Annotated in this window: 18 protein-coding genes; 13 read left to right on the top strand and 5 right to left on the bottom strand. The window is 73.2% G+C overall.

The window, feature by feature from the left end; all coding sequences use genetic code 11:
* Positions 1–43 precede the first annotated feature (43 nt).
* Entirely contained in the window at positions 44–2,314 is a 2,271-nt protein-coding gene (secD, locus tag FKD65_RS10760) for a protein translocase subunit SecD (RefSeq protein WP_141577314.1), read from the top strand.
* Positions 2,315–2,360: 46 nt separating this feature from the next.
* Here the strand turns inward: secD and FKD65_RS10755 are convergent, their stop codons facing one another.
* Positions 2,361–3,539 carry a septum formation family protein gene (locus tag FKD65_RS10755; protein ID WP_141577313.1) on the bottom strand — a complete coding sequence of 393 codons (1,179 nt, stop codon included), beginning with the start codon at positions 3,537–3,539 and terminating at the stop codon, positions 2,361–2,363.
* Between the two features lie 111 nt (positions 3,540–3,650).
* Complete coding sequence (locus FKD65_RS10750) at positions 3,651–5,537, bottom strand: glycoside hydrolase family 15 protein (RefSeq protein ID WP_240810075.1); 1,887 nt, start codon at positions 5,535–5,537, stop codon at positions 3,651–3,653.
* 322 nt (positions 5,538–5,859) lie between these two features.
* Between FKD65_RS10750 and ppdK the strand changes: the two genes are divergently transcribed.
* From ppdK to FKD65_RS10710, 8 genes are all read left to right on the top strand, one after another.
* On the top strand, positions 5,860–8,559 hold the full coding sequence (ppdK, locus tag FKD65_RS10745; RefSeq protein ID WP_141577311.1) for a pyruvate, phosphate dikinase: 2,700 nt from the start codon (positions 5,860–5,862) through the stop codon (positions 8,557–8,559).
* Between the two features lie 126 nt (positions 8,560–8,685).
* Positions 8,686–9,555, top strand: a complete 870-nt coding sequence (locus FKD65_RS10740) for a YdcF family protein (RefSeq protein ID WP_141577310.1) — start codon at positions 8,686–8,688, stop codon at positions 9,553–9,555.
* Between the two features lie 32 nt (positions 9,556–9,587).
* A complete protein-coding gene (locus tag FKD65_RS10735) occupies positions 9,588–10,862 on the top strand; it encodes a deoxyguanosinetriphosphate triphosphohydrolase (protein WP_141577309.1) in 1,275 nt (424 codons plus the stop codon).
* 117 nt (positions 10,863–10,979) lie between these two features.
* Positions 10,980–12,206 (top strand): NAD(P)/FAD-dependent oxidoreductase, encoded by a 1,227-nt coding sequence (locus FKD65_RS10730; RefSeq protein ID WP_141577308.1) that lies wholly within the window; start codon positions 10,980–10,982, stop codon positions 12,204–12,206.
* A gap of 48 nt (positions 12,207–12,254) precedes the next feature.
* On the top strand, positions 12,255–13,424 hold the full coding sequence (locus FKD65_RS10725) for an MFS transporter (protein ID WP_141577307.1): 1,170 nt from the start codon (positions 12,255–12,257) through the stop codon (positions 13,422–13,424).
* A 143-nt stretch (positions 13,425–13,567) separates the two neighbouring features.
* Positions 13,568–14,020 carry a GtrA family protein gene (locus tag FKD65_RS10720; RefSeq protein WP_240810313.1) on the top strand — a complete coding sequence of 151 codons (453 nt, stop codon included), beginning with the start codon at positions 13,568–13,570 and terminating at the stop codon, positions 14,018–14,020.
* A gap of 55 nt (positions 14,021–14,075) precedes the next feature.
* On the top strand, positions 14,076–14,936 hold the full coding sequence (gene sigJ / locus FKD65_RS10715) for an RNA polymerase sigma factor SigJ (RefSeq protein ID WP_141577305.1): 861 nt from the start codon (positions 14,076–14,078) through the stop codon (positions 14,934–14,936).
* 61 nt (positions 14,937–14,997) lie between these two features.
* Positions 14,998–15,435, top strand: coding sequence for a carboxymuconolactone decarboxylase family protein (locus tag FKD65_RS10710; RefSeq protein WP_141577304.1), 438 nt, complete (start codon positions 14,998–15,000; stop codon positions 15,433–15,435).
* Positions 15,436–15,482: 47 nt separating this feature from the next.
* On the opposite strand, the gene FKD65_RS10705 is transcribed toward FKD65_RS10710, so the two are convergent.
* Complete coding sequence (locus FKD65_RS10705; protein WP_141577303.1) at positions 15,483–16,352, bottom strand: LLM class F420-dependent oxidoreductase; 870 nt, start codon at positions 16,350–16,352, stop codon at positions 15,483–15,485.
* A 131-nt stretch (positions 16,353–16,483) separates the two neighbouring features.
* On the opposite strand from FKD65_RS10705, the gene FKD65_RS10700 reads away from it, so the two are divergent.
* Positions 16,484–16,873 (top strand): MerR family transcriptional regulator, encoded by a 390-nt coding sequence (locus FKD65_RS10700; protein WP_141577302.1) that lies wholly within the window; start codon positions 16,484–16,486, stop codon positions 16,871–16,873.
* A gap of 27 nt (positions 16,874–16,900) precedes the next feature.
* On the opposite strand, the gene FKD65_RS10695 is transcribed toward FKD65_RS10700, so the two are convergent.
* Positions 16,901–17,506 (bottom strand): TIGR03086 family metal-binding protein, encoded by a 606-nt coding sequence (locus FKD65_RS10695; protein WP_141577301.1) that lies wholly within the window; start codon positions 17,504–17,506, stop codon positions 16,901–16,903.
* 82 nt (positions 17,507–17,588) lie between these two features.
* Between FKD65_RS10695 and FKD65_RS10690 the strand changes: the two genes are divergently transcribed.
* Positions 17,589–19,001: a PLP-dependent aminotransferase family protein gene (locus FKD65_RS10690; protein WP_141577300.1), complete on the top strand. Its 1,413-nt coding sequence runs from the start codon at positions 17,589–17,591 to the stop codon at positions 18,999–19,001.
* Positions 19,002–19,096: 95 nt separating this feature from the next.
* Here the strand turns inward: FKD65_RS10690 and FKD65_RS10685 are convergent, their stop codons facing one another.
* Positions 19,097–20,371, bottom strand: coding sequence for an ABC transporter ATP-binding protein (locus FKD65_RS10685; RefSeq protein WP_141577299.1), 1,275 nt, complete (start codon positions 20,369–20,371; stop codon positions 19,097–19,099).
* A 266-nt stretch (positions 20,372–20,637) separates the two neighbouring features.
* On the opposite strand from FKD65_RS10685, the gene FKD65_RS10680 reads away from it, so the two are divergent.
* Positions 20,638–22,173, top strand: coding sequence for a M20/M25/M40 family metallo-hydrolase (locus tag FKD65_RS10680; protein WP_141577298.1), 1,536 nt, complete (start codon positions 20,638–20,640; stop codon positions 22,171–22,173).
* Positions 22,174–22,289: 116 nt separating this feature from the next.
* Entirely contained in the window at positions 22,290–24,266 is a 1,977-nt protein-coding gene (gene dnaG, locus FKD65_RS10675; protein ID WP_141577297.1) for a DNA primase, read from the top strand.
* The last annotated feature ends 44 nt before the right edge of the window (positions 24,267–24,310 follow it).

Genomic DNA, 24,310 nt, shown 5'->3' with positions numbered 1-24,310 from the left:
CACGCCGTCGTGCGGCGCCGAAGCCCCTGTGTGGAGGTTCCCCTTGACTCGCGCCAACGTGGTGCGGGCGGTACTGGCGTTCGCCGTGCTCGCCACATCGTTCTACTTCGCCTGGTCCAAACCCGCCCGCCTCGGACTCGACCTCCGCGGCGGCACCCAGATCGTCCTGGAGACGCAGGACTCCCCGACGGTGAGGGCCGACCGGGAGTCCACCGACCGCGCCCGCGAGGTGCTGCAGCGGCGCGTCGACGCGCTCGGGGTCGCCGAGTCGTCCATCACCCGTTCCGGGGACCGGCGGTTGATCGTCGAGCTCCCGGACGTCCAGGACCCGACCCGCGCCGCCGAGGCCATCGGCAAGACCGCGCAGCTCACCGCCCATCCGGTGCTCGCCGGAGCCGGAACGCCGGCGAAGGGGCAGCAGCTGATCCCCGACGAGCGCGGGCAGCGGATCCTCGTCGGCCCCGCCGCGCTCACCGGCGCCGGGATCGGCTCGGCGAGCGCCTCCTACGACCCGCAGAACCTCGGCGGGTGGGCCGTCGACGTCCGGTTCAAGGACGGCGGGGGCGCCACCTGGGAGCGGCTGACCGCCAAGGCCGCCTGCGCGGTGGGCGACGAGCGCCGCGTCGCCATCGTCCTGGACGGCAAGGTGATCTCCTCGCCGCAGGTCACCGAGAGCGTGGCCTGCGGCGTCGGCATCACGGGCGGCTCCACGCAGATCACCGGGGACTTCGACCCGGACGAGGCCAAGGACCTCGCGGCCCTCATCCAGGGCGGCTCGCTGCCCGTCCCCGTGAAGATCATCGAGCAGCGGGTGGTCGGCCCGACGCTCGGCGACGAGGCGATCGACGCCAGCGCCCGCGCCGCCGTCATCGGCATCCTGCTGACCGGCCTTTTCATCGTGGCGGTCTACCGGCTGGCGGGCCTGCTCGCCACGGTCGCGCTCGCCGGGTACGCGCTGATCTCCTACGGCGCCCTCGTCGCCGTGGGCGCCACCCTCACGCTGCCGGGGCTCGCCGGGTTCGTGCTGGCGATCGGCATGGCGATCGACGCCAACGTGCTGGCCTTCGAGCGCGCGCGGGAGGAGCGGGCGGCGGCGCCCGGCCGCGGCGCGCGGGCGGCGCTGGCCGTCGGGTTCGACAAGGCCTGGTCGGCGATCGCCGACTCGGCCGTCACCACCCTGCTGGCCGGGGGGCTGCTGTTCTTCCTGGCCTCCGGGCCGGTGCGGGGCTTCGGCGTCACGCTCACCATCGGCGTGCTGGGCTCCCTCGTCTCGGCGATGCTGCTGAGCCGGGTCCTCACCGACGCGGCCGCCGCGCGCATGCCGAGGCTCAGCAGGGGCCGGGCGGGCGGCCTCGGCGGCGCCGGCCGCATCCGGTCGTGGCTGGAGAACAGCGGACCGGACCTGATGAGGCGCAGCCGGCTCTGGCTCGGCCTGTCCGCACTCGCCGTCGTCCTCGCCGTCACGGGGATCTTCGCCCGCGGCCTGAACTTCGGCGTGGAGTTCACCGGCGGCCGCCTGGTCGAGTACTCCACGAGCAGGCACGTCGACATCGACACCGCCCGCGCCGCCGTCGCGGACGCCGGGTTCCCGCGCGCGGTCGTCCAGACCTCGGGCGAGGACGACATCTCCGTCCGGACGTCCGACCTGAGCAACGCGGAGGAGAGGCGCATCCAGGACGCCCTCGCGAAGGAGGGCGGCGGGGCGGCCAAGCAGCGCGACGAGCTGATCGGCCCCAGCCTCGGCGACGAGCTGCGGACCAAGGCCCTCATCGCCCTCGCCGTGGCGCTGCTGGTGCAGCTCGCCTACCTGACGATCCGGTTCCGCTGGACGTTCGCGGCGGGCTCGGTGATCGCGATGTTCCACGACATCACGATCGTCACCGGGATCTTCGCGTGGCTGGGCAAGCCGATCGACGGCGTCTTCCTCGCCGCGCTGCTCACGATCATCGGCTACTCGGTGAACGACTCGGTCGTGGTGTTCGACCGCGTCCGGGAGATGTGGACGGCGAACCCCAAGGGCCGCTTCGCCGACATCGCGAACCGGGGCACCCTGCAGACCGTCCCGCGGACGATCAACACCGGGGTGGGGGCCCTGTTCATCCTGGCGGCCCTGGCCGTCCTCGGCGGCGACTCCCTGACGGACTTCGCCATCGCGCTGCTGATCGGCATCGTCGTCGGCACCTACTCCAGTGTCTTCACCGCCACGCCGCTGGCGGTCGTCCTGGAGCGCCGCACGAAGGCCCCGCCGCCCCAGCCGAAGCAGAAGTCCAGGCCCGCCCGCCGCACCCCCGACGACTCGGGCGCCGTCGTCTGACCCGCCGGGGCCGCCGCCCGCTGCGGCGGCGGCCCGGGCGGGGAGGTCACTTCTTCGGCACGAACGACCGCTTGAGCAGCCCGTTGCCCGCGATCAGGCAGTACACGTCCCGATAGCCGATTCTCCACTCCTGCTCGGTCGGCGTGGAGAACGTGCGGTAGACGCCGTCGGGCGGCGAATCCCTCCCCCAGATGTCCGCCGCCCGCTTCGCGCAGCCCTTCGAGGCCGTCTTCTGGAGTTTCTCTCCGCCCGGGTACTCCTTGCCCTGGAGCTTGTACGTCGCCAGTACCTGGAACTTGTGCGGCCGATCGCAGTCCACGACCGGAGGGGTCATGCTGTCGTCCCACTTCTCCAGGCATTCGCCCTGCTCGAACATCGCCTCGTGCCGGGGAGTGATCACGGCGCGGCTGAGGGGAGTGATGAGCGCCAAGCCCTCGCCGACGTACTTGCCCTCGCCGACGTAGACGAGCGTGCACGTCACAGTCCGCTTCCCATGCTCCCAGTCCTTGCGCTTGGGAAGCTCGGCCCGCGCGTCGAAATCGTCGTTCACGACCCTCTTCACGTTGTCCGGGGTGCGTTCCTTGCACAGCGCCGCCGCCTGGGCGGCGAGCCGTCCGGCTCCGGGGAAAGGGCCGTCGGGGAGCGTCGGCTTGGCGACCACCTCACCGTTGTGGGGGCTGTCGCAGGGGCTGGGGAACACGTTCGGATCGGCCGAGTCACGGGTCTGCGCCGTGAAGCAGTCACCCACCTTCAGGGTCGACGACAGCACGTAGGCGTCCCGCCGGCGCGGGTCGGCCTCGCCTTCTCCGGCCGAGAACAGCGAGTCGCCGAACAGCACCGCGATGATCACCGCTGCCGCGATCCAGGCGGCCGAGGCGCCGAGCCCGCCGAGAGCGAGGCCCCTGCCGCGGCCTCCCCGGCGGCGGATCTGCACCAGGGCGGCGACGGCGAAGGCGATCGCGAACAGGACCAGGCCCACGGCACCGGTGACCAGGGCGGCGATGGCGAAGCCGTTCGTCCCCGCTCGGACGGGTCGCTCGCCCTCGATGGGCGAGGGTTCCGGATCGTCCGTGGGCGAGGTCCCGTCCGCGTCATCCGCCGACGGGGCCGCGTCGGCCGGGCCGGGCGTGGAGTCCGCGTCGGACGTGGGCGCGCCGGGTGGTGCCGAGGCGGGGGCGGGCGCGGGGTCGTCCGGCACGTCGTCAGGAGGCGGTGGCGTGGTCACGGCGAAACGGTAGGCCGGACAATGGGTAAAAACCCGGCCTTTCGGGCGGTCGTCGCCGAGTCGTGATCGAGGGAGGCCCGTGGCCGGGGCGGTCCCGGCCACGGGTGGGGGTCAGGCGAGGGGCGGCTGGTCCGGGGGGTTCTCGGCCCTGATCACCTGCATGACGGCGTTGATCAGCGCCAGGTGGGTGAAGGCCTGGGGGAAGTTGCCGAGGTGGCGGCCGGTGTGGGGGTCGATCTCCTCGGCGTACAGCTGCAGGGGGCTCGCGTAGGACAGCAGCTTCTCGCACAGGGCGCGGGCCCGCTCCAGCTCACCGATCATCACCAGGGTGCTGACCAGCCAGAACGAGCAGATCGTGAAGGTGCCCTCGTCCGACTCGAAGCCGTCGTCGGTCTCTCCCGCGCGGTAGCGCAGGACGAGGTCGTCCTCCGAGAGCTCGTCGGCGATGGCGAGGACGGTCTCCCGGACGCGCTTGTCGTCGGCGGGCAGGAACCCCAGCAGCGGGATCAGCAGCGCCGAGGCGTCCAGCGCCGTCGCGCCGTAGTGGGCGGTGAAGACGCCGCGCTCGTCCAGCGCGTTGGCGAGCACGTCGGCGTGGATCTCGTCGGCCGCGGCCTGCCAGCGGTGCGCGCGCTCCTGGTCGCCGCGGATGCGCGCGAGCCGCGCCCCGCGGTCGGCCGCGACCCAGCAGAACACCTTGGAGGAGGTGAAGTGCTGCGGCTCGCCGCGCACCTCCCACATGCCGCAGTCGGGCGTCCGCCAGTTGGCGAGGGCGTCCTCGACCTGCTTGACGACGATCTTCCAGAGCCGGTCGTCGAGCCGGTCCCGCTTGCGGACGAACAGGTAGATGGAGCCGATGATCGCGCCCCACACGTCGTGCTGCGCCTGCATGTACGCCTCGTTGCCGATGCGGACCGGGCGGGCGTTGTCGTAGCCGGTGAGGTGGTCGAGCGTGGACTCGGGCAGCTCCTCCCGCCCGTCCAGCCCGTACATGATCTGGAGCTTGCCCTCGGCGGCCTCGGCGACGTCGGTGATGAAGTAGAAGAAGTCGTTGGCCTCCCAGTCGTAGCCGAGCGTGTAGAACGCCCACAGCGCCATCGTGGAGTCGCGGATCCAGGTGTAGCGGTAGTCCCAGTTCCGGTCGCCGCCCGGCGCCTCCGGCAGCGACGTCGTCGCCGCCGCGGCCACCGCGCCGGACGGGGCGAACGTCAGGCCCTTCAAAGTGAGCGCGCTGCGCTGCAGATGGCTGCGCCAGGGGTGGTCGGGGAAGCGGCCCCGGTCGAGCCAGTGCTGCCAGTGGTGGACCGTCCAGACGAGCCGGTCCTGCGCCTCCTCCCACGAGGAGGGCGCCGCGTGCTCGCTCCAGGACAGCGCCACGAACCGGGACTCGCCCTGCTTCAGCAGCGTCCTGGACGTGGCGAGCGACCCCTCGAACCCGACGTTCATGTCGGTGGTGAGCCGCAGCCCGACGCCGTTGCCGCGGGCGACGGCCTCGTGGTAGCCCGAGCCGGTGTGCTCCCAGCGCGCAGGCGTCTGCCCGTAGTCGAACACCGGCATGCAGTCGAGCCGGACCTGCACCTGCCCGTTCACGCAGCGCACCATCCGCAGCAGGACGTGGTCGGCGTCGTAGTCGGTCGGCGCCCTGCGGTGCGTGTGGGAACGTTCCGTCTCGTGGTGCCAGGGCCCCATGAGGAGCGCGTCGGTCACGACGAGCCAGCCGCCGTGCACCCACCAGGTGGTCTCCATCACCATGGTCCCGGGGATGTAGCGCTGCGCGGCGGGCACCTCCACGCCCGCCGGGCCGACCCGGAAGTATCCGGCGTCGCGGTCCAGGATGGAGCCGAACACGCTCGGCGAGTCCATCCGGGGCAGGCACATCCACTCGATGTTGCCGCTGGGGGCGACCAGGGCGGTCGTCTCGCAGTCGGACAGGAACCCGAAATCGGCGATGGGGGCGAACGGATCTCCCGCCCGGCCGCCGGCGACCTTCGGCCTCACAACGTCACCTCCTTGATTCATCATTCCCTCTTCCGCGCAGTGGGTACGTCATGGGTACGAGCCGCTCGCCAGGGGTGCCCGGGCGAGGCGGTTTGGGGTGGTGTGTCCCTGGTCTCCCTATTGGAATAGACCACTATCCGCGGTCTGAGCTGGGATAACTCTCCTCGGCGCACCGGGCGCCGAGCAAGTCCCGACTTCGCGGGTACAGTCCCGGCAAACAGGGCAGCGGACCCGCCGCCCGGGGTGGCGCGACGCCGCGTCGCCCCGCGAGCGCGGGCCCGGAACTGCCACTGGGTGGAACCGGAGCGAGAAGGAGCTCCCCGTGCCGAAGTTCGTGTACGACTTCACTGAGGGAAACAAGGACCTCAAGGATCTCCTGGGGGGCAAGGGCGCCAACCTGGCCGAGATGACCAATCTCGGGCTGCCCGTGCCGCCGGGGTTCACGATCACCGCGGAGGCCTGCCGGCACTACCTCGAGCACGGGAACCTGCCCGAGGGCCTGGCGGACGAGGTGAACCGGCACCTGGCCGACCTGGAGTCGGCGATGGGCAAGAAGCTCGGCCAGAGCGACGACCCGCTCCTGGTCAGCGTGCGGTCCGGCGCCAAGTTCAGCATGCCGGGCATGATGGAGACCGTCCTCAACGTCGGGCTGAACGACGAGTCCGTGCACGGCCTCGCCGCGCAGGCGGGCGACGAGCGGTTCGCGTGGGACTCCTACCGCCGGCTGATCCAGATGTTCGGCAAGACCGTCCTCGACATCGACGGCGACCTGTTCGAGGACGCGGTCGAGGACGCCAAGCGCGCCCGGGGCAGCGACGGCGACGGCGACCTGACCGCCGAGGACCTCAAGGGCCTCGTCGACCGGTTCAAGAGCATCGTACGGGAGAAGGCGGGCCGTGAATTCCCGACCGACCCGCGCGAGCAGATGGACCTGGCGGTCAAGGCGGTGTTCGACTCCTGGAACGCGCCCCGCGCCATCCTCTACCGGCGGCAGGAGCGCATCCCCGTCGACCTCGGCACCGCCGTCAACATCTGCTCGATGGTCTTCGGCAACATGGGCCTGGACTCGGGGACGGGGGTCGCCTTCACCCGCGACCCCGCGTCCGGGCAGCAGGGCGTCTACGGCGACTACCTGCAGAACGCCCAGGGCGAGGACGTCGTGGCGGGCATCCGCAACACCGTCGCGCTGAAAGAGCTGGGGCACATCGACAAGGCGTCCTACGACCGGCTGCTCGAGATCATGGAGACGCTGGAGAACCACTACCGCGACATGTGCGACATCGAGTTCACGATCGAGCGCGGGAAGCTGTGGATGCTGCAGACCCGGGTCGGCAAGCGGACCGCCGGCGCGGCGTTCCGGATCGCCTGCCAGCTGCTCGACCAGGGGCTCATCGACCTCGACGAGGCCGCCCGCCGGGTGACCGGCGACCAGCTCGCCCAGCTCATGTTCCCCCGCTTCACCGAGCGGGTGGACGGGGTCAAGAAGATCACCAAGGGCATGAACGCCTCCCCGGGCGCGGCCGTCGGCAAGGCCGTGTTCACCTCCGAGCGCGCCGTGGAGCTGGCCGAGCGGGGCGAGGAGGTGATCCTCGTCCGCCGCGAGACCAACCCCGACGACCTCGCCGGCATGGTCGCGGCCAGGGGCGTCCTCACCTCCCGCGGCGGCAAGACCTCGCACGCCGCGGTCGTCGCCCGAGGCATGGGCAAGACGTGCGTCTGCGGCGCCGAGGAGCTCGACGTCGACGTCAAGGAGGGCCGCTTCACCGCGCCCGGCGGCCTCACGGTCACGGAGGGCGACGTCATCTCGATCGACGGGTCGTCCGGCGACGTCTACCTGGGCGAGGTGCCCGTCGAGGACTCGCCCGTCGTCCGCTACTTCGAGGGGCAGCTGTCGATCGAGGAGGGCGGCGACCTCGTCAAGGCGGTGCACCGCCTCATGGAGCACGCCGACGCGAGGGCCGCGCTGAAGGTCCGCGCGAACTCCGACAACCCGGAGGACTCGGCCCGGGCCCGCCGGTTCGGCGCGGCCGGAATCGGGCTGTGCCGCACCGAGCACATGTTCCTCGGCGACCGGCGGCAGCTCGTCGAGGAGCTCATCCTCGCCGAGGACGACGACGAGCGGCAGGCCGCGCTGGACGCCCTGGAGCCGCTCCAGAAGAGCGACTTCGAGGGCATCTTCGAGGCCATGGACGGGCTGCCCGTCACCATCCGGCTCATCGACCCGCCGCTGCACGAATTCCTCCCCGACATCACCGAGCTGTCGGTCAGGGTCGCGCTCGCGGGCGACGAAGCGGACGCCAAGGACCGGAGACTGCTCGAGGCAGTCAACCGACTGCACGAGCAGAACCCTATGCTGGGCCTGCGCGGAGTGCGGCTCGGTTTGGTGATTCCCGGTCTGTTCGCCATGCAGGTGCGCGCGATCGCCGAGGCCGCGGCGGCCCGCAGGCGGGCGGGCGGCGACCCGCGCCCGGAGATCATGATCCCGCTGGTCGGCGCCGTCCAGGAGCTGGAGGCCGTCCGCGACGAGGCGCTCGGCATCCTGGCCGCGGTCAGGGAGTCGAGCGGGGTGGACGTCCCGGCGCTGATCGGCACGATGATCGAGCTGCCCCGGGCCGCGCTGACCGCCGGCCAGATCGCCGAGGCCGCGGAGTTCTTCTCCTTCGGCACCAACGACCTCACCCAGACGACCTGGGGCTTCTCCCGGGACGACGTCGAGGCGGCGTTCTTCTCCCGCTACCTGGAGCTCGGGATCTTCGGGGTGTCGCCGTTCGAGACCCTCGACCGCGAGGGCGTCGGCAGGCTGGTGCGCATCGCGGCCGAGGAGGGCCGCAGGGCGCGCCCCGGCATCAAGCTCGGCATCTGCGGCGAGCACGGCGGCGACCCCGACTCGGTGCACTTCTGCCACGAGGTCGGCCTGGACTACGTGTCCTGCTCCCCGTTCCGCATCCCCGTGGCCCGGCTGGAGGCCGGCCGCGCGGCCATCGAGGCCGGGGACGCCTCCGGCGGGAGCGACAGCCGCTGACACCGGTCCCGGCGGCCGGCCACCGCGCCCGCGTCATGGCCGCCGGGACCGATCCGGAACGGATGACACGCCGTCCTGGCGAACCTCGGGCGCGTGCCGCACCATCTCACTAACGTGTCCGATGCGATGACGGTGGAAGCGGAGTTGCCGGAGTTCAAGCCGGAAGACCAGGGGACGGACGGGCCCGACGAGCGGGAGGGCGGTCCGCGGCGGCGGCGCGCCCGGTGGCGCAGGTCGCCCTGGTTCAGGATCCCCGCCGGGATCCTCGTCGGGCTGCTGGCGGTCGCGGTGCTGACGCCCGTCACCGTCGGCGCGCGGATCTGGTACCAGGCCCGCCAGGACGAGCGCCCCCGCTCCGACGCGATCATCGTGCTCGGCGCCGCGCAGTACAACGGGGTGCCGTCCCCGACGCTGAAGTGGCGGCTCCAGCACGCCCTGGACCTCTACCGCCACGGCGTCGCGCCGGCCATCGTGACGGTCGGCGGCAAGGCGCCCGGCGACAACTACACCGAGGCCGGCGCCGGCCGCACCTGGCTGATCGACAAGGGCGGCGTCCCCGCCTCCAGGGTCTTCGCGGTGCCCGTCGGGCGCGACACGCTGGAGAGCATGAAGGCCGTCGGCAAGGAGTTCGACCGGCACCACTGGTCCTCGGGCGTGATCGTCACCGACCCGTGGCACGGGCTGCGCTCCAAGAAGATGGCCGAGGACAGCGGCATCAAGGCCGCCGCGTCGCCGACCCGCAGCGGCCCGAGCGTGCAGACCCGCGACACCCAGTTCCACTACATCGTCCGCGAGACCGGCGGCTACCTGTCCTACGTGCTGCTGGGCAAGAGCGTCCAGGTGCCCGACGAGACCATCAAGCGGATCCACATCGACCCGTCCGGGTCCGCCTCGTCGTCGCCGGGGACGTCCTCGCCGGGGCCCTCCTCTTCGGCGCCTCCCTCCACGGCGCCTCCCTCCACGGTGCCCCCTTCCTCGGTGACGCCGGGCCGCTGAGGCCCCGGCCGCCCTTTACCCTGGACAGGGACATGACGATCAACACGACCCCGGGCTACGACGCCCGCGACAGGCAGCGCTGGGCGCCCGAACCCCCCAAGCGCCGCGACCGCACGGCGTTCGAGCGCGACCGGGCCCGCGTCCTGCACAGCGCGGCGCTGCGCCGCCTCGCCGCCAAGACGCAGGTGGCCTCGCCCGGCGCCGACGCCGCGGCCGACACCGTGCAGAGCCTGCGCACCCGCCTCACCCACTCCCTGGAGTGCGCGCAGGTCGGCCGCGAGCTGGGCAAGGCCCTCGGCTGCGACCCCGACCTGGTCGAGACGGCGTGCCTGTCGCACGACATCGGGCACCCGCCGTTCGGCCACAACGGCGAGTACGCGCTCGACATCGTCGCGCGCGACTGCGGCGGGTTCGAGGGCAACGCGCAGAGCCTGCGCGTCCTGACCCGGCTGGAGCCCAAGTCGTTCGCGGCGGACGGCCCGCCCCTGCACGGCCGCAGCGTCGGCCTCAACCTGACCCGCGCCGCGCTCGACGCCGCGATGAAGTACCCGTGGCCGCAGGCCGAGGCGGTGAACGGCAAGTTCGGCGTCTACGACGACGACGCCGACGTGGCGCGCTGGGTGCGCGACGGCGCCGAGCCGGGCCGCACCTGCTTCGAGGCCCAGGTCATGGACTGGAGCGACGACGTCGCCTACTCCGTCCACGACCTCGAGGACGCGCTGGTCGCCGGGCACATCGACTTCGGCCGGCTCGCCGACCCCGGCGAGCGCCGCCTCGTCGCCGCCACCGCGGCCAAGCTGTACTGCCCCGACGCCGGGCAGGCCGAGCTCGAGGAGCGCTTCGCCGCGCTGCTCGCCGAGCCGTACTGGCCCGACCGCTACGACGGCACCCCCCGCAGCCTCGCCGCCCTCAAGAACCTGACCAGCACGCTGATCGGGCGGTTCTGCCTGGCCGCCGAGGACGCCACGCGGGAGGCCTACGGCGACCGACCGCTCACCCGCTACGCGGCGGAGCTGATCGTCCCGCGGGCGCAGCGGCTGGAGAACGCCCTGCTCAAGGGCATCACGGCGCACTACGTCTGGATAAGCCACGAGGAGATCAGGGCCCGCCAGCGGACGCTGATCACCGAGCTGGCGGAGATGATGCTCGCGGGCGCGCCGGGCACCCTCGACCCGGGGTTCCGCGACGCGTTCACCGACGCCGCCGACGACGCGGCCCGGCTGCGGGCCGTGATCGACCAGATCGCCTCCCTGACCGACCTTTCGGCGATGGCCCGCCACCGCATGCTGGGCGGACGCGGCTACTGACCTGCGGCGAGGCCCTGGGCGCGGGGAGGAATCCGCTCCGACGCGCCAGACGGCGGCCCTTGTCTCGTTACAGAGGCCGCTGTAGGGATAGCTACAGGTCAACTACAGGAGGTCGCCATGCCCGAGGAGACGTTCGTCATCGCCGGCGCCGGTCTGGCCGGGGCCAAGGCGGCGGAGGCGCTCCGGGAGGAGGGCTTCGCGGGCAGGGTGGTGCTGGTCGGGCAGGAGGTCGAGCGGCCGTACGAGCGGCCTCCGCTCTCGAAGGGCTTCCTGCTGGACAAGGAGCCCCGGGAGAAGGCCCACGTCCACGAGGCGGACTGGTACGACAAGCACGACGTGGAGCTGCGGGTCGGCACGTCCGTCGCGTCCATCGACCGGGGCGCGCACCAGGTGCGGCTGTCCACCAAGGAGCCGATCTCCTACGACAGGCTCCTGCTGGCGACGGGCGCCTCCCCGCGGCGGCTGGACGTGCCGGGGTCCAAGCTCCAGGGCATCCACTACCTGCGGACGATGGCCGACTCGGCGGAGCTGAAGCAGGCGCTGGCCCCCGGCGGGCGCCGGGTGGTGGTGGCCGGGGCGGGCTGGATCGGGCTGGAGACGGCGGCCGCCGCCCGCGGGTACGGCAACGAGGTGACGGTCATCGAGCCGGAGCCGGTGCCGCTGCACGCCGCGATGGGGCCCGAGCTCGGCGGGATGTTCGCCGACCTGCACCGCGAGCACGGCGTCGTCCTGCGGATGGACGAGGGCGTGGCCGGGTTCTGGGGCGCCGGGCAGGTGTCGGCCGTGGTGACCTCCGGCGGCGCCGAGGTGCCCGCGGACGTCGTGGTCGTCGGCATCGGCGTGCGGCCGAACAGCGAGCTCGCGAAGGAGGCCGGGCTGGAGGTCTCCGACGGGATCCTCGTCGACCAGTCACTGCGCACGTCCGACCCCGACATCTACGCCGCGGGGGACGTCGCCAACGCCTACAACCCGCTGCTCGGCCGCCGGATCCGCGTGGAGCACTGGGCGAACGCGCTGAACGGCGGGCCAGCCGCGGCCCGCGCGATGCTCGGCCGCGACGTCGTCTACGACCGGGTGCCCTACTTCTTCAGCGACCAGTACGACCTCGGCATGGAGATGTCGGGCGCCGCCGCGCCGGGGGAGTACGACGAGGTCGTGTACCGCGGGGACGTCCCGGGACGGGAGTTCATCGCGTTCTGGCTGTCCGGCGGCCGGGTCGTCGCCGGCATGAACGTCAACGTGTGGGACGTCACCGGGGACGTCCAGGCGCTGATCCGCTCCGGCCGCCCGGTCGACGCCGCCCGCCTCGCCGACCCGGGGGTGCCGCTCGCGGACCTGGCGTGAGCCGCCCGGGGCCCGGCCCCGCCGCGTAGGCCACGTAGAGTCTTCTCGGTGGTCACCGAGAAGATCGCGATTCCGCCCCGGGCCCGCGTCGCGGTGACGCTGGCGTTCGCCGCGCACGGCCTGCTCGGCGCCGCCTGGGTCGCCCGCATCCCGCAGATCAAGGAGCATCTCGGGCTGGGCGAGGGCACGATGGGCGTGGCGCTGCTCGGCGCGCCCGTCGGCGTCGTCGCGGCCGTCCGGTTCGCCGGGCGGATCGTCGGCCGGTGGGGCAGCCGCGCCACGACGGTCGCCGCCGGGGCCGCCGGGGCGCTGTCGCTGGTCCCGCTCGGCCTCGCCTGGAACCTCGGCGCGCTGGTCTGCGCGCTGCTGCTGCTGGGCGCCTCCCTCGGGCTGATGGACGTGGGGATGAACGCGCAGGGCGTCGCCGTCGAGCGCGGCTACGGGCGCCCGCTGATGTCCGGGCTGCACGGCTCCTACAGCGTCGGGACGCTGCTGGCGGCGCTGGCGGGGGCGGCGGCCGCGCACGCGGGCGTCCCCGTCCAGCTGCACCTGGCGGTCGCCGCGGCGGCCCTGATCGCCCTGCTGGCGCTCGGCTGCCGGGGCCTGCTGGACCGTTCCGCCGACGAGACGCCCGAGCCGGCCGAGGACGCGGCGCCGCCCGCGAGGTCTTCGCGCCTGCCGCTGGTCATGCTCGGCGTCATCGGGCTGTGCTCGTTCGTCGGCGAGGGCGCCATGGCCGACTGGAGCGCGATCTACCTGCGGGAGGACCTCGGCACCGGCCCCGGCGCGGCCGGCCTCGGCTACGCCGGGTGCGCGGTGGCGATGACCGTGGGGCGGCTCACCGGGGACCAGGTCGTCGCCCGCTTCGGGCCCGTCCCGGTGCTGCGGGGCGGATCGCTGGTCGCCGCGCTGGGGCTCGGCCTCGGACTCGCCGCGGGCGACCCCACGGCGGCGGTGGCGGGATTCACGCTGTTCGGCCTCGGCGTCGCGGTCGTGGCGCCCGTCACCTTCAGCGCGGCGGGCAACATCCCGGGCGTCCCGGCGGCGGCCGGGATCTCCCGGGTCACCGGGGTCGGCTATCTCGGCCTGCTCGGCGGCCCGCCCGTCATCGGGTTCGTCGCTCAGGGCGTGGGCCTGGCATGGGCGCTGGCGGTGCCCGTCGCGCTGGTCGGGCTGATCGTCCTGCTCGCGCCGGCGGCGGAGACGGCCGAGCGGTGACGGCGGGCCGGTGGTGGCGGGCCGGTGGCGGGGCCGGGTATCGGCCGGCCGCCGGCGGCGGGACGGTAACGGTGGGTCACTGATCTTTGGGTTGCGACCTTCGTATATGTCCTACTCAGGTAAGGTCTGGGCGAGTGAGCACCATGCAGCGGTCGCGACCGTCCGAAACGGTCCCGCCCGCCTCGGCGTTCCGGACATTCCTGAGCGAGCTGCTCAGCTTCGGTTTCGTGGGATGCCTCGGCACGCTGATCATGATCTTCGGCGCCAACCTGATGCGCGCGTGGCTCGGCGGCAGCCCGGTCACGAGCGTCGTCGTGCCGACGGTGGTGTCCACGCTGTCCTCCTACCTGCTCAACCGGTTCTGGACGTTCCGGCACCGCGACAGCGACGGCTCCGGCCGGGAGGTCGCGATCTTCTTCGCGCTGAACGGCGTCGGGCTGCTGATCCAGGTGCTGTGCACCGGCTTCACCTACTACACCCTCGGTCTGCACGGCGGGCTCGCCTACAACCTGGGGCTCCTCGCGGGGGTGGGCCTAGGCTCGGCCTTCCGCTACTGGTCGTACAAGAAGTGGGTGTTCACGCCCGCGGCGGCGTGAGGCCGGGACCGGGGGAGCCGCCCCCACGGAAGCGAAGCCGAGGCACGGAGCGGGTGTGAGCCGACTCGACGAGGAATGGGCCGACCACCGGCCCGCCGTCTTCGGCGCCGCGTACCGGATCACCGGGAGCGTCGCGGACGCCGAGGACATCACCCAGGACGTGTGGCTGCGCGCCTCCGCGCGCGAGTCGCTGGACGACGTCCGCGACCTGCGCGCCTGGCTGGTCACGGTGGCCGCGCGACGCGCCTACGACGTGCTGGGCTCGGCCCGCGCGCGGCGCGTCGACTACGTCGGGCCGTGGCTGCCCGAGCCCCTGCTGACCGGGCCGGACGCCGCCGAGCCGGTGCTCGTGGACGAGACGGCCGGCACCGCGATGCTGGTGGTGATGGAGGAGCTGTCGCCGCCCGAGCGCGTCGCGTTCGTCCTGCACCAGGCGTTCGAGGTGCCCTACGAGCAGATCGCCGACGTGCTCGGCAGGTCGGCGGGCGCGTGCCGGCAGCTCGCCTCCCGCGCCCGGCGCAAGATCGCCGCGGCGCTGCCGGCCCGGCCCGCCCCGGCGCGGGAGCGGGACCGGGTGCTGGAGGCCTTCCGCTCCGCCTACGAGCGCGGCGACGAGGCCGCGCTGCTCGCGCTGCTGGACCCGGACGCCACCTACACCACCGACGGCGGCGGGCGCGTGTTCGCCGCCCGCAAGGTCATCGCCGGGGCGGGGCGGGTGGCGACCGCGCTGCTGCGCGTCGGCGCCCGCAACACGTTCCGGCTGGAGTTCGCGGAGGTCAACGGCCGCCGCGAGCTGCTGGTGCGGCGGGACGGCCGCCCGGCCGCGGTCGACACCGTGGAGGTCGCGGGCGGCCGCATCACCGCCATCCGCCGGGTCCTCAACCCCGAGAAGCTCACCTCCGTGCACCGGTCCTGAACCGGTCCGTCACGCGCGTCCCGGGTGCGTCGTCTCCCTGGCGACGAAGGGAGAGGAACGCATGGCGCGCATGCTGCTGCAGGAGGCCTCGCCGGAGGTCCACGCGGGCTTCATGAGGATCGCCGCGGTGATCCGCCGGGGGCCGCTGGACCGCCGGGTGCAGGAGCTGGTCAAGATCAGGGCGTCCCAGCTGAACGGCTGCGCGTTCTGCGTGGACCGGCACACCGGTGACGCCCGCGCGGCGGGGGAGGAGGAGCGCCGCATCCACCACCTCACGGTGTGGCGCGAGTCGCCGCTCTACAGCGACGCCGAGCGCGCGGCGCTCGGCTACGCCGAGGCCGTGACGCGGCGGGAGCCGGTGGGCGAGGAGCTCTGGGAGGCGCTCCGCGAGCACTACCCGGAGCGCGAGCTCGGCGACCTCGCCGGGCTGGTCTCGCTGATCAACGCGCTGAACCTGTTCGGCGTCCCGCTGCACCTCCGGCCGCCCGCGCAGGCCTAGGCGGGGCCCCGCGCGCCGCGCCCCGTCGCGGCGTCCGGGGGCGGGGCTCACCGGCCCGCGGGGACGATCTTCTCGGTCTGGGCCAGGGCCTCGGTGAGGATCCCGGCGAGGTCCTGGCCGGTGCCCTGGGAGAAGATCACGTGGTCGACGCCCCGCTCGGCGAGCCGTCCGACGGTGTCGACGGCGGCGCCGACCGACGGGGTGCCGGTGAAGTAGGTCAGCGACGTCTTCTCGATCTCGGCGAAGTCGCGGCCCTCGCGCTCGCAGTGCTCCCGCAGGACGTCCAGCTTGTGCGGCAGCTCGTCGCCGTCGAAGAGGTTGCAGGCGTCGGCGTACTTCGCCACGAACCGCAGCGTCTTCTTCTCGCCGCCGCCGCCGATGAGGATCGGCGGGTGCGGGCTCCTCAGCGCGGGCGGCGAGTTGAGCGGGCGCTCCAGCGCGTAGTGCCCGCCCTCGAACGCCGAGTCGTCGCCCTCCCACATCCGGTGGGCGATGCGCAGCGTGTCCTCCAGCCGCTCGAACCGCTCGGCGGTCGGCGGGAAGGGGATGCCGAGGCCGCGCGACTCCTCGTCGTTCCAGGCCGCGCCGATGCCGAGCCACGCTCGGCCGCCCGACAGGACGTCCAGCGTGGTCACGGTCTTGACCAGGACGCCGGGGTGCCGGTAGGTGACGCCGGTGACCATCGTCCCGAGCGTGATCCGCTCGGTCAGCGCCGCCGCGTAGGCGAGCGCCGAGTAGCCCTCCAGCATGGGCTCCTCCGGCGGCCCCACCATGCTGATCTGGAAGAAGTGGTCCATCACCCACAGCGAGTGCAGCCCGCCCTGATCGGCCTCGCGCGCGATGCGGCCGAACGTGGGGGCTATCTCCTCGGGCCCTCCGGGGAAGGTGAAGCTGGGAATCTGTAGTCCGATGCGCATGGCGGTCCTTCGTTCGCTCGCTCGGCGGTGTTCCTCTCCTTCCACTTTGGGACCTGGAGTGCGCTCCAGGTCAAGTCGGCACCCCGGCCGGGCGTTGACCTGGAGTGCGCTCCAGGTGCGATCCTGGGGGCGTGAGCTCCTACTCCCCAGCCGAGACCGCCGAGAAGAGCGGTTTCAGCATCGACACTCTGCGTTACTACGAGAAGATCGGGCTGCTGGCCGGGATCGCGCGGAACGCGTCGGGACGGCGCGTGTTCAGCGACGACGACCTGGCGTGGCTCTGGATGCTGCGCTGCCTGCGGGGCACCGGGATGCCGATAGCCGAGATGCTGCGCTTCTCCGAGCTGGCCCGCGGCGGCGACGAGACCGTCCAGGAGCGGCTCGAACTGCTGGAGGCGCACGACCGCCGGGTCGAGGAGCGGATCGCCGCGCTGCGCACGCAGCAGGAGCAGATCAAGATGAAGATCGGCTTCTACCGGGAGGCGGCGACGATCTGCGACGCGGCCCCCGCCCCGAACTGAGCGGGGACCGGGCCCGACCGGACGCCCTCATCGCCACGCCGGGTTCCGGCCCAGCATGGTGAGCAGGCGGTCCCGCGGCCGCGCGCCGTCCATGGAGGGGACGGACGGGGCGAACGAGTCGCCGGGCCCGCGGCCCTCCTCGGGGACGATGGCGGCGACCTTGAGGGAGGCCTCCACGAGCTCGCCGGTGGGTTCCCACGCGGCGCCGATCGCGGCCGCGACGTCCCAGGCGTGCACGACGAGGTCGACGAAGTGGAAGCTGATCGCCAGCGAGGCGGGGAAGGCGCCGCCGTCGCGGATCTCGGGGAGGGCGAGCTCGGCGTCCAGGGCCACCTCGGCGAAGGCCCCGGTCACGAGGTCGGCGGACGCCCGCGCGGCGGCGTAGGGGTCGTCGCCGAGGTCGCCGCCGCGCCACGCCGACAGCCGGGCGCCGCCGCCTCGAGCGGCGGCCGCGAAGCCCTCGTCCTGGCTCACCTGGTGGCGCAGCAGGCCGTGCAGCGTCCAGTCGGGGCACGGCGTCGGCAGGCGCAGCGCGTCCGGCTTCACCTGCGCGACGACGGACAGGTAGAGGTCGGCCGCCTTCCGGTCGAGCGGGCGGAAGTCGGTCGTGAGCAGTTCGGTCAGCAGGTCCATGCGGCCACGCTAGGGAGCGGCAGAGGCCCAGGTACAGGTCCAAAATTGCGGAGAATGACTGAGCCGATCTAGGGTCGGCGCCGTGGATCTCCACGTGAGCCTGGTGGGGCGCCGCGACCTCGCCGGGCAGATCTACGGCCAGTTGCGCGCCGCGATCCTGGACGGGCGGCTGCGCGCCGGGGAGGCGCTGCCGCCGACGCGGGAGCTGGCGCGGCGCCTGGCGATCTCCCGCAACACGGTCGGCGTCGCCTACGACAGGCTCGCCGCCGAGGGGTTCCTGACGAGCCGGGTGGGCGCGGGGACGTTCGTGCGGGAGACCGGGTCGGCCGCGCGCGGCGCGCCCGACGCCTCGCCGCTGCGGCCGCGCCGCGTGTGGGAGGCGGTGTCGGCCTGGCCGGCGCCGATGCCCGGTGTCCGGTGGGACCTGCGCGCCGGGCTGCCCGACGTGCGGCTGTTCCCCTACGAGGCGTGGCGGCGGATCATGTCGGGGCTCCTGCGGCCGTCGGGGCTGGCCGATCCCGCCTCGGCGGCGGATCCGGCCGGGCTGCCCGCGCTGCGGGAGTCCGTCGCGAGGCACGTGGGCGTCTCGCGGTCGGTGCGGGCGAGCGGGGCCGACGTCGTCATCACCTCCGGCGTCCAGCAGGCCCTCGACCTGATCGTCCGGGTGCTGCTCGAACCGGGCGACGTGGTGGCCGTGGAGGACCCCGGGTACCCGCCCGTCCGGATGCTCCTCACCGCCGCCGGGATGCGGGTGCGCGGGGTGCCGGTCGACGCCGAGGGCCTGCGGGTGGACGCGCTGCCCGGCGAGGCGCGGGCCGTCTACGTCACCCCGTCGCACCAGTTCCCGCTGGGCATGCCGATGTCGCTGCCGCGCCGCAGGGCGCTGCTCGACTGGGCGCGGCGCCGGGACGTGGTGGTCGTCGAGGACGACTACGACACCGAGTACCGCTACGGCGGGCGGCCCGTCGAGCCGCTGCAGAGCCTGGACGAGGACGGCCGCGTCCTCTACACGGGGACCTTCTCCAAGATCATGCGGCCGGTGCTGCGGCTGGGGTTCCTGGTGGCGCCGCCGTCGCTGCACCACGCGTTCCGGATGGCGCGCTACGTCTCGTCCTGGCACGCCGAACTGCCCGCGCAGGCCGCGCTCGCCCGGTTCATCGACGAGGGCCTGCTCGCCCGGCACATCCGCAGGTCGCGCCGCGAGTACATGGCGCGGCACGAGCGGGTCGCGGAACTGGTCGCCGGGCTGGCGGGGGAGCGGCTGGAACTCCTTCCCTCCGAGGCGGGGCTGCATCTGAGCGCCGCGTTCCGGGACGGCACCGACGACGCCGCCGTCGCCGCGCGGGCGCTCGCGGCGGGCGTCGGGCTGTTCGCGCTCTCGGAGTTCGCCGTGACCGGGCCGCCGGCCACGGGCCTGGTCTTCGGCTACGGCGCCGTGGCCGAGCCCGAGATCGACGAGGGGATGCGGCGGCTCGCCGCGGTCCTGTCCGGGTAGCGGTCCTGTCCGGGTAGCGGTCCTGTCCGGGTAGCGGTGCTGGCCGGGAGCGGTGCTGGCCGGGAGCGGTGCTGGCCGGGAGCGGGGCTGGCCGGCTAGCGCTGGACGGGCGTGATGCGCCGGCCGTGCGCGCCGAAGAACAGGATCCGCTCGAGGTCGACCGCCAGCGCGACGCGCTCGCCCCGGTCCGGCCGCCCGCCGGGCCCGATGCGGAACACCAGGTCGGAGCGCCGGTGGTGGCCCGCGTGCTCCTCGTGCGGTTCCTCCTGCTCGGCCGGCCGTCCGAACAGCGCCCGCACCCGCTCGCCCAGCCGGGGCCGCTCCGCCGCCGCGGCCCGCGGCCGCTCGGGGCGCCCGACCTCGCTCGCGTCCACCGTGGGGATGCCCGCCTCGGCGTAGGCGAGCCACTCGTGCCCGTGGAACTCCAGCGCGCGGACCTGCCCGGACAGGACCGTCCCGGCGGCCGCGGGCGAGCCCGGGGCGATCGGCGTCATCGTGCCGGGGCGGATCCCGACGATCACGGGCCGGCCGTGGTGGCTGATGAGCGCGGACGCCCGCGGGTCGTTCCACGGCAGGGCCAGCCGCTGCGGCCCGAGGTCGAGCACCAGCCCCTGGCCCTCGACGGCCCACAGCGTGGCCTGCAGCAGGTTGATCGGCGGGGAGCTGAGGAACGCGGCCACGAACACGGTCGCCGGGTCCTCGTAGATCTGCTCGGGGGTGCCGACGTCCTCCAGGACGCCGTCGCGCAGCACCGCCATCCGGTCGGCCATCGTCATGGCCTCGACCTGGTCGTGCGTGACGTACACGGTGGTGGTGCCGGACGAGCGGACGAGCGCGGCGATCTCGACGCGCAGTTCCGTGCGCAGCCCCGCGTCCAGGCTCGACAGCGGCTCGTCCATCAGGAACAGCGAGGGCTCCCGCACCAGCGCCCGCCCGATCGCGGCCCGCTGCCGCTGGCCGCCGGACAGCGTGCGGGGCAGCCGGTCGATCATCGTGTTGATGCCGAGCGCGCGCGCCAGCTCGACGACCTTCGCCGACGCCTCGGCGCGGTCGTCCCCGGACACCTCCAGCGGGAACATCATGTTCCCCTTGACCGTGCGGTGCGGGTAGAGCGCGCCCTCCTGGAACACCATCGCCACGTTCCGCTCGCGCGGCGCCAGGCCGTTGGCCACGGTCCCGTTCAGCCACAGGTCGCCGGAGGTGATCTCCTCCAGCCCGGCGATCATGCGCAGGATGGTCGACTTGCCGCAGCCGGACGGCCCGAGGAGGACGAACAGCTCCCCGTCGTTGATGCGCAGGCGGACGTTGCGGACGGCCACCTGGCCGCCGGGATACACCTTGTCGACGCCGTCTAGCACAACATCCGTCATCGAGTCCGCCTGGGGGTGGGCAAATCTTCGGTGGGCCATCTCATCGCGGGGCGGTCCGAGTTGTCCAGGGTGAATCCGGGGTTACCTGCCGTTAACACGGCCGAGTCCGGCCAGTAGAGCGCACATTCCGGGCATCGCTGGATTTTCCCGGCCTTGACCTGATCGGTGCCGTGCCGGGTCAGGGGACCGCCGCCCTGGAGATCGGCCGGCCGCCGTGTCACCTTTGATCATGTAACCCGTTCCGGGTTCGAAGGAGGAGCTCCCCCATGCACGACTCCCCACCCCCCGTCACCCGCCGAACCTTCCTGCACCGCACCGGCGCGGGCGCCGTCCTGCTCGCGGGCGGCGTCCTCGCGGGCGGCACCGCCGCCGCCGCGCCCGGCGGCCGGTCCGCCCTCGCCGGCGGGCCCGCGCCCGCCGGCCTCGACCCGCTGGCACTGCTGAAGAAGATGCTGTCGTTCGACACCCAGAACTTCGGGGAGGGCGGCGTCACCCGGCCCTACGCTGAGATGCTCAAGGCCGTCTGGGGCTCCGCGGGCGTCCCCGCGGAGATCATCCCCACGCCGAAGAAGGACAACGTCCACCTCGTCGCCCGCATCGAGGGGACCACGGCGGCGCCCCCGCTGCTCCTGCTCGGCCATTCCGACGTCGTTCCAGTGGAACGTGACAAATGGTCGGTCGACCCGTTCGCCGGCGTCGTCCGGGACGGCGAGGTCTACGGCCGCGGCGCCCTGGACATGAAGGGCGCCAACTCCGCGAACATCAGCGCCCTGCTGCGGCACGTGAAGGAGGGCGCGAAGTTCGACCGCGACATCATCGTCCTCACCGACTGCGACGAGGAGGCCGGGCAGTACGGCTCCCACTGGCTCGCCGAGAACCACTGGGACAAGATCAACGCGGGCATGGTGCTCACCGAGGGCGGCTGGTTCCTCGCGCAGAAGGACCGCCGCACGCCGATGCTCATCACGGTGACGCGCCAGGACAAGGTCTACTTCAACCTCGACCTCGTCGCGGACGGCACCGCCACCCACTCCTCCAAGCCCAACCCCGACTCGGCCATCGCCAAGCTCTCCCGCGCCGTCACCGACATCGACACCTGGCTCGCGCCCGTCACGCTCACCCCCGTCACCCGGGAGTACTTCGGCGCCCTGGCGAAGGCCACCGACGACCGCCCGCTCGAGCGGGCGCTGCGGCTGCTGCTGTCCGCCCGCTCGCAGCAGGCCCGCGAACGGGCCGCCGCGCTCGTCGTCAAGCGCAGTTCGTACCCCTGGCTGCACCAGGCCCTCCTGCGCACGACGCACGCGTTCGTGATCGAGGACGCGGGCTACAAGGAGAACGTCATCCCGTCCAAGGCCACGCTGCGCGTCAACTGCCGGGGCGTCCCGGGCGGCCAGCGCCCCCGCGACTTCCTGGCCGCGATCCGGCGCCGCCTCGCGGACCGCGACGTCGCCGTGAAACTCGCGGGCAACCCGGGGGAGTCGGAGGAGGACGCCCTCAAGCGGCTGGACGAGACCTGGGGCAAGGCGCCGTCCAGTCTCGACTCCCCGCTGTTCGAGGCGATCGGCGACGCCGCCGCCAAGACCTACCCGGACGCCGTCTTCGCCCCCGCGCTGTTCGAGGCCGGGACGAGCCTGTCGCCGTGGACGTCGAAGGGAGTCCCCGGCTACGGCGTCTACCCCTACGTCGTCGACAACGACCAGCTGATCGCGATGCACGGCAACGACGAGCGCATCACGGTCGAGGCCCTCAAGCAGGGCACCGAGTTCATGTACCGGCTCTTCGGCCGCTTCCGGGTGGGCTGACCCGGCGCGCCCCCTGCCCCGCCGCGAGACCGTCCTGCGGTGGGGCCGGGGGCGCTCCCATGCCCGTCGCGGCGCGATGCCGCCGATGTCACGGGCCCGCCGTAGACTCCTTGCTCGTGGCAGGCCGGATTCGCAATGAGGACATCGCGCTCGTGCGGGAGCGCTCGTCCATCGCCGACGTGATCGGCGAGTACCTGCAGCTGCGCAACGCGGGCGGCGGCAACCTCAAGGGCCTCTGCCCGTTCCATGACGAGAAGTCCCCGTCGTTCAACGTGACGCCCTCGCGCGGGCTGTACTTCTGCTTCGGCTGCGAGGCCGGCGGCGACGTCATCAAGTTCGTCCAGGAGATCGAGCACCTCACGTTCTCGGAGTCGGTCGAGCGGCTCGCCGCCCAGGCCGGGATCCAGCTGCGCTACGAGGAGGGCGGCGGGCGCGGCCCCCGCCAGGACGGCGGGCAGCGCGCCCGCCTGATCGAGGCGCACCGGGCGGCGGCCGAGTACTACGCCGGGCAGCTGGCCTCCGCCGCCGGCGCGCCCGGCCGCGCGTTCCTGTCCGAGCGCGGCTTCGAGGCCGCCGACGCCGAGCACTTCGGCGTCGGGTTCGCGCCCCGCGAGTGGGAGGGCCTCGTCCGGCACCTGCGCGGGCGCGGCTTCGCCGACCGCGACATCGTCGCCGGGGGCCTCGCCAAGGAGGGCCGCCGCGGCCCGATGGACCGATTCCGCGGCCGGCTGATGTGGCCGATCCGCGACCTGTCCGGCGACGTGATCGGGTTCGGCGCCCGGCGCCTGTTCGAGGACGACGACGGGCCCAAGTACCTGAACACCCCCGAGTCGCCGCTCTTCCACAAGAGCTCGGTCCTGTACGGGGCCGACCTCGCCAAGAAGGAGATCGCGCGGCGGCGGCAGGCCGTGGTCGTCGAGGGCTACACCGACGTGATGGCCTGCCACCTGGCGGGCGTCCCGACGGCCATCGCCACCTGCGGCACGGCGTTCGGCGACGAGCACATCAAGGTGCTGCGCCGCCTCCTGATGGACCAGGACGAGTTCCGCGGCGAGGTGATCTTCACCTTCGACGGCGACGCGGCCGGGCGCAAGGCGGCGCTGCGCGCGTTCGACGACGAGCAGAAGTTCGTCTCGCAGACGTTCGTCGCCGTCCAGCCCGACGGCCTCGACCCGTGCGACCTGCGGATCCGGCACGGCGACGCGGCGGTGCGCGACCTCGTGGCGTCCCGGCTGCCGCTGTTCGAGTTCGCGGTGCGCAGCGCGATCGAGCAGCACGACCTCGACACGGTCGAGGGCCGGCTCGGCGCCCTGGACGCGGCCGCCCCCGTCGTCGCCGCCATCAAGGACCGCTCCCGCCGCCACATGTACGCGGTCAACCTGGACCGCTGGCTCGGGATCATGGACGAGCAGTTCGTGCTGCGCCGCGTCCGAGAGCTGGCCAACCGCGCGCACGCCCGGACCCAGGCGGGGCACGGCCGCGGCCGGGGCGGTGACCGGGGCCAGAACGGGAGCGCCCGCGGGCAGGACGGCAACGGCCGGGCGAACGGCACCGGCGCGGAGAACGGGCGGAACGCCGACGGGGCCGCCCAGGCGCCCCGGCGCCCCGCGTTCGACCCCGCCGACCCCGAGGTCCAGCGCGAGCGGGAGCTGCTGAAGCTGGCGGTCCAGCGCCCGGCGCTGCTCGGCCCGGCGTTCGACGAGGTCCCGGTCGAGGCGTTCATCGCGCCCCCGCACGCGGCCGTGCGGGCGGTGCTCGCCGACGCGGGCGGCGTCACGGCGGCCGGGAACGCGGCCGAGTGGGTCGCGCTGCTGCTGGAGCGGGCCCCGAACGAGCAGGTCAGGGATCTGGTGACCAGGCTCGGGGTGGAGCCCGTCCGCTCCGCCCAGGAATCGGATGACCGTTATGCCGCGGAATTGCTGGCCAGAATCCAGGAACGCCAGCTCACGCGCATGATCGCGAACGTGAAATCTAAACTCGGGCGGCTGAATCCGGTCGAGGCGGCCGAGGAGTACAACCGGCTCTTCGGTGATCTTGTCGCGCTTGAGCAGCAGAGACGGGTGTTGCGGGAGCGAGGGCTTGGATCGCAGTAGGCGGCCTCTCCGCGAAAATGGGTCCTGTGATCTAGGCCCCATTT

It is taken from the genome of Actinomadura sp. WMMA1423 (genome assembly GCF_006547145.1).
Lineage (GTDB): Bacteria > Actinomycetota > Actinomycetes > Streptosporangiales > Streptosporangiaceae > Spirillospora.
This window is presented reverse-complemented; position numbering and strand designations above follow the sequence as displayed.